This is a genomic window from Scytonema sp. UIC 10036 (genome assembly GCF_009725235.1).
The window spans coordinates 1-11,590 of sequence record NZ_WJFC01000308.1 but is presented as its reverse complement, the minus strand read 5'-3'; the positions used below and the strand labels follow the sequence as shown (position 1 = coordinate 11,590).

The 11,590-nt window shown below is 40.5% G+C and carries 8 protein-coding genes and 1 pseudogene; 4 read left to right on the top strand and 5 right to left on the bottom strand.

Annotation, left to right across the window (positions count from 1 at the left end):
* Both F7734_RS58045 and F7734_RS58040 read right to left on the bottom strand, forming a co-directional pair.
* A pseudogene (locus F7734_RS58045) lies at positions 1-884 on the bottom strand (glycoside hydrolase family 10 protein); the annotation flags it as partial.
* A 102-nt stretch (positions 885-986) separates the two neighbouring features.
* Positions 987-2,309, bottom strand: coding sequence for a TIGR03279 family radical SAM protein (locus F7734_RS58040; protein ID WP_155753187.1), 1,323 nt, complete (start codon positions 2,307-2,309; stop codon positions 987-989).
* 340 nt (positions 2,310-2,649) lie between these two features.
* On the opposite strand from F7734_RS58040, the gene F7734_RS58035 reads away from it, so the two are divergent.
* The 3 genes from F7734_RS58035 to F7734_RS58025 are packed head-to-tail and all read left to right on the top strand — an operon-like array spanning position 2,650 to position 5,425.
* On the top strand, positions 2,650-3,636 hold the full coding sequence (locus F7734_RS58035) for an iron ABC transporter permease (RefSeq protein ID WP_166482801.1): 987 nt from the start codon (positions 2,650-2,652) through the stop codon (positions 3,634-3,636).
* On the top strand, positions 3,633-4,418 hold the full coding sequence (locus F7734_RS58030) for an ABC transporter ATP-binding protein (protein ID WP_155753185.1): 786 nt from the start codon (positions 3,633-3,635) through the stop codon (positions 4,416-4,418). Before F7734_RS58035 ends, F7734_RS58030 begins: the two co-directional genes overlap by 4 nt.
* An 11-nt stretch (positions 4,419-4,429) precedes the next feature.
* Complete coding sequence (locus F7734_RS58025; protein ID WP_243147619.1) at positions 4,430-5,425, top strand: ABC transporter substrate-binding protein; 996 nt, start codon at positions 4,430-4,432, stop codon at positions 5,423-5,425.
* Between the two features lie 80 nt (positions 5,426-5,505).
* Here the strand turns inward: F7734_RS58025 and F7734_RS58020 are convergent, their stop codons facing one another.
* Positions 5,506-6,462, bottom strand: coding sequence for an undecaprenyl-diphosphate phosphatase (locus tag F7734_RS58020; RefSeq protein WP_155753183.1), 957 nt, complete (start codon positions 6,460-6,462; stop codon positions 5,506-5,508).
* Positions 6,463-6,695: 233 nt separating this feature from the next.
* Positions 6,696-7,718 (bottom strand): mechanosensitive ion channel family protein, encoded by a 1,023-nt coding sequence (locus F7734_RS58015; RefSeq protein ID WP_155753189.1) that lies wholly within the window; start codon positions 7,716-7,718, stop codon positions 6,696-6,698.
* A 682-nt stretch (positions 7,719-8,400) separates the two neighbouring features.
* On the opposite strand from F7734_RS58015, the gene F7734_RS58010 reads away from it, so the two are divergent.
* Positions 8,401-8,856, top strand: coding sequence for a Fur family transcriptional regulator (locus tag F7734_RS58010; protein WP_155753182.1), 456 nt, complete (start codon positions 8,401-8,403; stop codon positions 8,854-8,856).
* Positions 8,857-8,958: 102 nt separating this feature from the next.
* Here F7734_RS58010 and F7734_RS58005 read toward each other — a convergent pair.
* Positions 8,959-11,590, bottom strand: a 2,632-nt coding sequence (locus tag F7734_RS58005; protein ID WP_155753178.1) for a pentapeptide repeat-containing protein, incomplete at its 5' end; no start/stop codon positions are given.

Genomic DNA, 11,590 nt, shown 5'->3' with positions numbered 1-11,590 from the left:
GTAGATGAGGGGGTTGCTTGTTGCCTTGTCTCCCCTGTCTCCCTTGTCTCCCCTGTCTCCCTTGTATCCCCTGTCTCCCTTGTTTCCCTTGTCTCTCTTTTTGCAGAAGTAGAGGGAACTGCTGCTAAATTAGTACTACAGGTGTCAGAACCCCCTGTAATTCGAGTTGGAACACCTGTAGGTTTTTTAAGAAAACGGTTGACACTTGTTTGCAACCAAGCTGTATCTAACTCTGGTGGTGCAACAGCATCAACTCCCCAACGCCAACCAAAAAATGTAGAGCGATCGGTAGCTACCACTGCCACTGGGCTATCTTTGGAAGCCCAAACAGCAGGCGTTTGAGTTGTGGCTAATTCATCGGGAACAACCACACCACCACGTATCGTGCCAAAAAGTTCCTTTTTATCTGCCCAAACCTGAATTTTTCGTTTTGGTGGCAGTTGTAACTGCTGTGCCTTTTCAAGGCTAAATCCCCAATAACCTCCCAACAGTGTACGCAAAAGCTGTCTAACTCCTGGTGCTGATACACTTCCCACCGGACCACTAGCAATTAAGCGCCCTCCTTTGCTCATCCATTCTTCCAAAGCAATAGCTTGTGCTGGAGTTAAGGACTCAACATTAGGCATAAACAAGATATTGCGATCGCCCCAATCTGCCGCACTCCTCACATTCCACAGGGGAATTACACAATACTTTACTCCTGCAGTTTGCAAACGGTTTGTAATGCCCGTCCACTGATTTGTATTTTCCGTACTTTGAACAATACTGATGATTGGTTCTGTAGTTGTTGCCGTAGCAGGCGATATTAGTAAATTAAATAGTAATAATTTAAAATTTAAAATTAAAAATCCTGCTTTTTGAATTTTTTGTCTCCGATTTGTCACTACAAACCCCCACAGCATAATTTAGTTAATGGTTAGTGGTTAGTGGTTAGTGGTTAGTGGGCAAAAACAACCAACAATTAACAACTAACAACTAACCACTAACTATTGAATACAAGTTAAAATCAATTCTTCAACTCCTGACACTGGAAATACTTTTGTACTCAGTGCTTGAGACACATCCTCAACACTTATATCATCTAAAAATACCAATTCGCCATGTTTGAGCATGACATTTGGCAATAAAATTCCATTTCCCAAGTCTAGCCCCTTTAACTTCAGTAGTAAATCGTGACCTGTAAGCAAGCCCGTTACAGTAATGTTCTGTCCCCAATAATCACTTGACAAAGCCTGCATTTTCACCTCTAATCCCTCGACTGAGTTTAATCGCTTGATAATTGGCTCAAATGCTTGCTCTACTGCGTTACCCACAACCCAAGTAAATTTTCTCGGTTCAACCTTCGGTGGTAACAATCGGTCGGCTGTTTCTGAAAATTGTCGGAGAAATAAACGAATCGAACCAACACCGTTATCTATTTGCGGATAATCGGCATACTCAAATTCTTCTGGCAATTCCTCTCTAGCTATCAGAAACCACTCATCAGCTAACCAAATACAGTTTTGACCGTATTTTTGCCGAAACTCTTGTTGCAGCGATCGCACTTGATTTATCACTTCCCTTGCCTTTTCTGTACTTACGGGTATCAGTTCGTCTTCTTGCGGGCGAAACTTGGTTAAACCCACTGGCACTACTGCTACAGACGCAACAGCAGGGACTTCATCTGTATGAAAAGACGCTAAATCTCTGAGTGTTTGTTCCAGATGAATGCCATCATTGATACCCGGACATACTACAACTTGTGCGTGAATTTGAAGTCTTCTTTCTTGGAACCACTGAATCTGCTGCAAAATTTGACCTGCACGGGGATTTTTTAGCAATCTGATTCTGAGTTCTGGTTCTGTTGTATGAACCGAAACATAAAGGGGTGACAACCGCATATTTTCAATACGTTGCCATTCTCGTTCTGGTAAATTTGTCAGAGTTAAGTAGGAGCTATATAAAAAACTGAGCCGATAGTCATCATCCTTAAGATATAAACTAGAACGCTTGCCTGGAGGTTGCTGATCGATAAAACAGAAGGGACAGCGATTATTGCACTGAATTAAACCATCAAAGAGTGCTGTTTCAAACTCTAATCCCAAGTCATCATCGTAGTCTTTTTCAATTTCTATATAATGTGTTTTACCAGCAGCATCTAAAACTTCCAATTCCAGCACTTCATCAGCACATAAAAATTGATAATCTATTAAATCTCTGGGCTTTGTACCGTTAATGCTGACAATTGCGTCTCCCGGTTCAAATCCAATTTCTGCTGCGATAGATTCGGATAGTACTTTAGTAATTCGGGCAGGATGAATAATAGCCATTTTAAATAGGGTTGTGGTTAGTGGTTAGTGGTTAGTGTTAGTGGTTAGTGGTTAGTGGTTAGTGGTTGGTGGTTGGTGGTTAGTGGTTGGTGGTTGTGGTTAAGAGCTTCTCACGAATGAGGAATTATTTATCCGAAGTTGACAAAAGCTAACGAAGTTTCTAGTATAGTTGTGTTGTAAACAACAATTATATTAATGTTTTTTATTAGGAAGTTGCCAATAAGAACTAACAACTAACAACTAACAACTAACAACTAACAACTAACAACTAACAACTAACAACTAACAACTAACAACTAACAACTAACAACTAACAACTAACAACTAACAACTAACATCAGTGAAAAAAATTATCTCAGATAACCGTGTTGTAGTGGCAACTTTACTGCTCAGTGTAGCATTAGTGTTCCTAATAGGAATTTCCTTGTCTTTTGGGGCAGTTGCCTTAACTCCATCCCAATTATGGCAGGCAGTCCTTCGTAAAGGCGACACACTGGCTCAAACTATTATCTGGGATTTACGGTTACCTCGAATCTTAGCAGCAATGCTGGTGGGTTCCGCTTTGGGAATGTCTGGCGCACTGCTTCAAGGAATGCTTCGGAATGGACTGGCAGATCCGTTCTTGCTCGGTATTTCGGCTGGGGCGGGTTTGGTGGCTGTCCCCATATTTGCTCTGGGAATATTGCAAAGCTGGATTCCTTTTGCTGCATGGGTTGGTAGCTTATTGACTACCTTGTTTGTTTATCTTCTCGCTCGCAGTGGTGATGGTATTTCTATTGAAAGGTTAATTTTGGGTGGAGTTGCTGTGAGTTCGTTATTTGGAGCAATTCAATCTGTTTTGTTGCTCTTAACAGAAGATGGACAGATCCAAGCGGCGTTAAGTTGGTTAATTGGGAGTCTCAACGGTAAGGGATGGAATCTGGTTGCGATCGCAGGACCATATATTTGTATCGCTTTATTGCTAGGATCTCTACTGGGTCGCAGTCTCAATTTGTTAAATTTGGGAGATGATTTAGCCGTTGGGTTGGGAGTTTCTTTAGCGCGATCGCGTATTATAATCGGTGCTGTTGCTACACTACTTGCTGCTGGTGCTGTGAGCGTAGCCGGGTTGATTGGCTTTGTTGGCTTAATTGTTCCCCATGGTATCCGCTTGTTTGTCGGCACAGATTACCGATTTGTTTTGCCTTTAAGTGCTGTAGGTGGCGCTTTAGTTTTAACAGGAGCCGATCTGCTTTCTCGCTTGGGCGCTGTAGAATTACCAGTAGGTGCAGTCACCGCACTGCTAGGTTCGCCTGTATTTATCTGGTTACTATACAACCGCAAATGACGATCTTAACAACTCACGCTCTTACGGGTGGATACGCAGGCAAACCCGTTATTCAAGATATCTCCCTCACCCTTCAAGCGGGAGAATGGTTAAGTTTAGTTGGGGCTAATGGTTCGGGAAAATCCACCCTACTAAAACTGATGAGTCGCTTGTTAAAACCGCAAACAGGTTCTGTACTCCTTGACGGGCAAGCCATTCATACTCAAAAAGCAATAGATGTTGCCAAAAAGTTGGCTTTACTGCCGCAACAGCAAACAATACCTCCAGGGTTAACAGTGAAGCAGTTAGTCTCTCTGGGGCGCACACCCTACCAGCCTTGGTGGCAATGGGAATTAGACGCAGAAGATAGAGAGAAAGTAGAACAAGCTTTACAGCTAACACAGATGCAAACGTTTCGCGATCGCCCTGTAGAACAATTGTCAGGTGGTGAGAGACAAAGAGCATTTTTAGCACTGGCATTAGCCCAAGATCCACAAGTTTTGCTCTTGGATGAGCCAACAACTTATTTAGATGTACGCTACCAATTACAGTTATTAGAATTGCTCAAACAACTTAACCAGGAACAAAATATATCAATTATCACAGTGTTACATGATGTCAATTTAGCCGCGAGGTATAGCTCTCGTATTGCTCTAATTTTCCAAGGCAAAGTTTGGGCTGTAGGAGAACCCAAGATAGTATTAACACCAGAAAATTTAGCTCATGTTTTAGGTGTAGAAATTGCTGTACTTGAAACACCAGTAGGTTTACAAATTTGTTCTTTAATGGCGATTGGGGATTAGGGAGGTGTACTATGAAGCGTCATACTATTTTGGGTTTTAGATTTTGGATTTTGGATTGGGAAAGCTTAGTCAGGATTAGATTTTACACTACTATCTGTCGCCTTCTTTTTTCGACTGGATATTATTTAGTATTAAGTTCGCTATTGATAGGGATAAGTTTCGGTATTTTTGCTTGCTCAAACACAGCCAATGAGCAGGCAAAAACTTCATCAGGGACAACTGCTACTGCGGTGACACAGCAGATTTCTCAGCCAGTGGAAAAAGTTGTGACGCTGACGTCTCTTTCCACAGATATTATTTCTAGATTAGACAGTAAAAAAATTGTGGGTATGTCTGGTAGTATCTTATTTAAAGATGACCCACGTTTTAAGGATATTCCTCGTGTAAGCGAAGGTCAAGCGCCTCCAAATCTAGAGAAAATTTTAGCTTTGAAACCAGATTTAGCGATCGGTGCAGAGGGTTTTTCCAATCAGACAACTAATAAACTTAAAGAGTTGGGTATTCAAACTCTGCTAACTAAAGTTGATAGTTGGGAAGGATTACAAGATTTAACTAAAACATTGGCACAAATAGTAAATGCAGATCCAACACCACTTTTAAAGCAATATCAAACTTTTTTGCCCGATAAACCAATTCAGAACGAATCTACTTTAGTGCTTGTTAGCCGCCAACCGATTTTAGCACCAAATAAAAAAAGCTGGGCTGGCGATTTACTAGATAAATTTCAGGCAAAAAATGTAGCAGCCGATTTACAAGGCAAAGCCCCCATACCTGGTTATATAAATCTTTCTGCGGAGAAAATTTTGGAAGCAAATCCAGAAGTTATTATTGTTGTTAGCCCACAACCAGGGCTTTTAAAATCTTTCAAGTCAGAATCTTTTTGGAACCAATTAAAAGCAACAAGAAATAATCGAGTCTACGAGTTTGATTACTACGGGCTTGTCAATCCTGGTAGTATTGATGCGATCGCAAAAGCTTGTCAGCAATTAAAAGTGGCTCTGGATTGAGACGGAAGGCAGAGCCTTTAGTAAGGCATTCCCAGGCGGAGCCTGGGAACGAGATCTGGTCGCTGGTTGCTGGTCACTGGTTACTGATTTGCTAAAATTCCTGCTCCAATTGATGCTAAAATAATGACACCAAAGACCAAACGATACCAGATAAATACCCAAGTGCTTCGGGTTTTGAGAAAACGTAGCAAACCAGCGATCGCCAAATAAGAAAAGACTGCTGATGAAATAGTCCCGACTATCAAGGAAATCATATTATCCCCGACGCCCACTTCCAACAAACCTTTTAACTCCACTAAACCAGCTAAGGTAATAGCGGGGAGACCTAACAAAAAGGAAAATCTGGCGGCGGTTGCTCTTTCCAAACCAATAAATAGCCCTGCTGTGAGGGTAGAACCAGAACGAGAAACACCGGGAATGAGTGCCATAGCCTGAGCTAACCCCATAAATATGCCATCTGACATTTCTAATTGGCTGAATTCCCGCTTGCGCTTGCCCAGTTTTTCTGCAACACCCAATAGTATGGACATGAAAATTGAGGCGACTGCGATTGCTCCAAGACTCCGTATGGGGGAATTATCAAAATCCGGAATCAATTTTTTAATTAAAAGTCCACAAACAACAATTGGCAGTGTTCCTATGAGAATTCCCAAAGTCACACGGAAGTCTTTGTCTTGGTAATCCGAACGGCTAATTGCTTTTGTTGCTCCTACGACAAGTTGTGTCAAATCTCCCCAGAAATACCATAGTACGGCAGCAATACTTCCTAGCTGAATGACGGCAGTAAAAGCGACTCCCGGATCGCCCCACCCAAGTACCACTGGCACTACTTTTAAATGTGCCGTGCTACTAATAGGTAGAAATTCTGTAGCTCCTTGTACAAAACCCAATACAAGGGCTTGGAAGATATTCATTTGCTGTACTCCATTAGAACCTGCAGCCAAGGTCCCAAAAGCTTTTAACGGTTCTACTACAACCGACAGTACGGCGGATGAAACACTTAAAATTACAAATAATTGACGTTTTGATAAAATCATCAGTTTACCTTGCGATCGCTATCCATATCAGTTCTACACACAATTTCACAAATCCTTCTCTACAGAAGCTCTCCCGTAAAAAAGCACTTAAAAGTATAAAGGTTAAAGGATAAAGGATTAAAAAAGCTTACGTAATTTTACTAAATTCTCAAATTTAACCTGTTTTTGTTACTCTTTTCACATTTAATATGAAGATTTGATAATTTCTTTCCAAAGTTACTGGTTACTGGTCACTAGTCGCTCTTAACATTTTTTTGCACGTAAACATCACGAACAGGAAAGGGAATTTTGATTCCTTCTTTTTGATAGCGTTTGTGCAATTTCTTAACAAACAAATGTCTGGCAATACGTTGATCGAAAAATTCGCTCACCCGCATATAAAGCGTAAAATTAATACTAAAATCAGCAAATTCTTCAAATCTTAAATAAGGCTCATTGCTCATTAATTCAGGAGCCACTTCTTGCATGACTTCTTTAGCAACTTCTACAGTGACTCTTTCAACTTGTTCTAAGTCACTGTCGTAGGAAACCCCCACAGTCATTACCAGGGTAATTTCTTTAACTGGAAGATGGTAGTTTGTAAAAATTGCAGTAGCTAGCTTAGAGTTAGGTACGATAATGACATTGTTAGAAAGCTCCTTAATAGTTGTATTTCGCCAAGTTATATCTGTAACGTAACCCTCATGATTGCCAGAATCTAGTTTCACATAATCTCCGGTTCTGACTTGTTTGGAGATAATGAGGTAAAACCCAGAAAATAAGTTTGCTAGTGTGTCTTGAAGCGCCAAACCAACTGCAATACCTGTAATACCTAAAGTGGTAATAACTGGTGTAATTTCAACTCCTAGCGTTTGTAGTAAGATTAGTATACCTAGAACTAAAACAGTAGTTTTAGCCACATTAGAAATCAAAGATGCTGAAAGTCGTTCTGTTCTCCGTAAATAAAGATTAATAATTCCTGCAGTGAGTCTAGCAAGAACTAAAGTGACAGAGTATAAAAAAGCAATGGTAATAAATTTTTTTATAACTTCTGTAATTTCCGGATCTGCACGATAACTAATAACTGCAGCATAAAATCCAGCTAACGTACACCAAATAAACGGCATACGATTTAAGGATTGAATGAGTATTTCACCAATTGGGAATTTTCTGCCAAATGCAATCTTTTTAAGTTTTATAAAAATAACTTGTTCGCCAATAATTCCACTAAGTAAGCCAATCAAAAGAAATCCAATTGGCACAATCAATTGCATCATCATGATTTTCAATTTTCGATTTAGGGAACGATAGGTTCGGTTAAATTTGTAACAATTACTACGGGATACAGCCCTGTTCGGTGGCACACGGTTTCAAACCGTATGTAATTTTTTACTAAGAGAATATAGTAGAGTGCAAACTTTACAAGTCTAGCGAATGCCGTCCCAGAGAAGTATAAATCTCCCAAGACGAGCAAAATAGGTGACTTCTGAATTTTTATTTTACAATGTTGACTTTCTCTTGTGGGGTGGAATTGTAGCGCTGCCCATACAAGGGCGGGCAAGCACACCCCAAACTTTGCCCAGAAGCACCCCCTCTCAGCAACTTCTCTTTATCGCAAATTCCGAGATGATAATTTCTAACGACTAGGAGCTCTTTTAGCGAAATTGCAGTCATATAGCAAATAATTATTAACTATTGACAATATAGCAACGGTGGAGTAGACGGTTACAGCCATTTTAAGTTAAAGTTGTAATGAGTTTGTTTTAAATTAGAGTGTGAACAATTTAGGCTTGAAAAGAAAAAAGATACGTCACTTCAACCTGCCGTTTGCCCAGTGCTTCAAACTAGCGCTTGGGGAGATGTGGACTTAGAGGAGCAAAAGCGCAAGATACATATAAATAACAAATAAACATTTAACAGGGATCGGAAACCCATTAATTTAAAAAACTTCAAGTAAATATGCAAAAACAAGCGTTATCTACACAACCAATACGTTCTCTAGAAGATGCTCTCGATCGCTGTCAGCAACTTGGTATGCGTGTGAGTCGCCAGCGTCGCTTTATTCTAGAGCTGTTATGGGATGCACAAGAGCATCTTTCTGCCAGAGAAATTTACGATCGCCTAAACTTGCAAGGTAAAGGAATCGGGCATACCTCTGTTTATCAAAATTTAGAAGCCTTATCCAGCCAAGGAATCATTGAGTGTATCGAACGCTGTGATGGGCGTTTGTATGGCAATATTAGTGATTCTCATAGTCACGTTAACTGTTTAGACACCAACCAAATTCTTGATGTTCATATAGAACTCCCAGAAGATTTCATTCGCCAGGTGGAAGAACAAACAGGCGTAAAAATTACCGATTACAGTATTAACTTTTACGGCTACCGCAATCACAAAGAACAGAAGGGTGGTTAGTGGTTAGTTGTTAGTGCTTAGTGGTTAGTGGTTAGTGGTTAGTGGTTAGTGGTTAGTGGTTAGTGGTTAGTAGGGGCGCAAGGCATTGCACCCCTACAGTAGTTACCGATCGCTGATTACTGTTGCGTCTTCTCCATAATCATCGTATGGCTCTTCTGAAATAATCAGTTCCCCTTCTACACTTTCAATAATTCCCCTCTCCAACATATTGTTGTTAGTCCAGATAGCTGTATTGTCCGCACTGTTAGTAACATTAAATTGGGATGGTTGGGACAGTAAATTTTTGACAATTTGAAACTGTTCTAATGAGAATATAGCACCCTTGCTTAAAGCAATATCTTTGCTAGCCTCAGTTAAAACAGCTTGAAATAAACAGGCATTAGTCAGATTCACAGACTCAAGATTCACGCCAGTAAGATTTGCACCTGTGAGATCGGCTCCCATGAGGTTAGCATTCTCTAAATTTGTATTCGAGAGATTTGCACCTGCAAGATTTGCATCTTGGAAATTTGCTGCTGCTAAATTTGCCCCAACCAACTCAGCATTTGATAAATTCACTTGTCCAAAATTAGCCCCTGCTAGCGTCACTTCTTCCAAATAAACTCCTGACAAATTGATAAAGCGAAAAGATTTAGAGCCAATACGAGATATAAGAATATTTTTGCCCAAAATCGATGTCCTACCTATCAGCCATATCAGTGCTTCTGAATTAAATTCTCTTAAAGAAGCAGGATTCCCACAGGGCAAAAACTCCTTTTTTGCTTCCTGATAGCTGCTAAAAAGCAATAAAAAAACGTTTAATCCTACTGCTGCATTCACCTGCTCGATATTAACAGGATTTTGCAACACCTGAAAGTATGTCAAAGCTTTATGCCCTATACCCTCATTTAACCAATACCCTTGGCAATAGGCATACCAGAAAGGTAACAGGCGCTGACACAACACTTCAAAAGAAAACATCCGTTTGTTCAAGCGTCGCAACCCCTCAATCACAAGTGCTTCTATTTCCTGACTGAGAGCACCATAACCAAGTAACTTGTAAAGATGGAGAGCAATTTCACTTTTCGACTCCAATACAAAAGTAGGTTCACCATACGTACTTGAAATACGTTCAACTAACCGTTCTAACCCTCTAATTATAGCTTTAGCACAAAAATAATCACCTAACTTAGAGTGAGCAAACCTTACTAAAACTCTTTGCGCCTTTGCGCCTTTGCGTGAGATTTCAATATCTCTAAGACGAAAATAAAACGCTGGTAATACATCTAATTCATCAGCCAAACTTATTTGACTCCAACCTGAATGCAAAATACGCAGCGCTGTATCTTGCATAATTTCAAGTAATTCTTCAGGATGATAACCTTGTAATAGATTCGCAATTGCTTCTTGACTGCGGTGAATATGGCTTGAGCCCCAGCGCATTTGTACTGTTCTAATACCTTCAGCCTGAGGGTAACCTAACAGCCATTTACTCAGACGGTAATAAATTTCCCATAATAAAGAAGCATTTCCTCTATGCTGAGCTTTAGCTGCTAGCTGCAACATTTCATCATCAAGCAATTTATCACGATGTAAAATGCCCAGCAAATAAAGCATCAAAGGTTGCCGAACCAAAGCTGAAAGTTGTTGTAATTCTGCTTTAGTAGAGAAAATACCCGCCTGTTTTAAAAAGGTAAAGAAATTTTGAGCAATTGGTAAAGATTGTACTTTTGTCCATTGTTGAAACCACTGCCTCAGTTCATCCTGTTCCCAACGCTGTATAGTAATTCGGTTGAATTGCGCTCGCAGTTCTTGAGTGATTTCTTGCAATAACACTGACCCACTGGTCAAGAAAATTTTGTGTTGGCTCTTGGATTGAAAATCAAGCAATTGCTGAACAAAAATTGCTTTTGCCCTCTTACCAAGATGAGAAGGTGGTAGCTCATCCAAACCATCCAAAAGCAAAATGCATCTGGGATGGGATAGTTCCAGCCATTCTGAAAGATTGACGTGAAAGTTTCCTCTAAAACCAGAATTTAATGTTTCTTCTAAAGTTTCGCCCAGTGTTACCTCGGAAAGATTAATCAGTACAGGCATCCAGTTAGGATAGACTTCCTGAGCCAGTACTCCTGCCCAAATCTGACAAAAGCTACTTTTTCCATAACCTGCTTCTGATTCAATTAGAGCAACAGTTTCTAGATCGGAGAGTTGTTGCTGTGCCCACGTCATTAAATCCACCGACTGAGAAGTTTTTGCCATTTGCTGCTCACTATTCTTCTCTACTGGCACACCCTTGGGAGGAACATAAATATCTTTGAGAGCAAAAGATTCTATAAATAGTGGTTCTGAGTAACTTTGAATTAAACTGGCTCGGTAGAGTTCTCGGTACAAGTCGATTTTGTCACCTGTTGCTGAAACAGTAGACGTAGAATTTGGGAGTAACGAACTACCCAAGCGAAAGAATTTTTGGAGTTGAGCAAATGGGGGAGCATTTTCTGCAATTGCAGCAAGCAAATGTCCAGCAAGTCCATTCACCAGTCGCTGTACGAGCGATTTAGCTTCTCCTTCTTCGGCACTATTAGCCAAAAACCAAGCTACACTCGCGTTATTCATCTGTTGCACGAGTAACGAATCTGCAACTATAGACAGTGCTTGCTCGGCTTGAGTGTCAGTTAGTTTTCCAGGACGGAGAGTTTTCAACAACCCTTGTAGTTGGGCATCTGGAAGAGGACGTAAAGAGGAAGGGGGGAGGGGG

Coding starts and splice junctions, on each gene's coding strand:
- F7734_RS58040 (WP_155753187.1), bottom strand. CDS start 2,309: ATGGCTATTATTCATCCTGCCCGAATTACTAAAGTACTATCCGAATCT.
- F7734_RS58030 (WP_155753185.1), top strand. CDS start 3,633: ATGACGATCTTAACAACTCACGCTCTTACGGGTGGATACGCAGGCAAA.
- F7734_RS58025 (WP_243147619.1), top strand. CDS start 4,430: ATGAAGCGTCATACTATTTTGGGTTTTAGATTTTGGATTTTGGATTGG.
- F7734_RS58020 (WP_155753183.1), bottom strand. CDS start 6,462: ATGATTTTATCAAAACGTCAATTATTTGTAATTTTAAGTGTTTCATCC.
- F7734_RS58015 (WP_155753189.1), bottom strand. CDS start 7,718: ATGATGCAATTGATTGTGCCAATTGGATTTCTTTTGATTGGCTTACTT.
- F7734_RS58010 (WP_155753182.1), top strand. CDS start 8,401: ATGCAAAAACAAGCGTTATCTACACAACCAATACGTTCTCTAGAAGAT.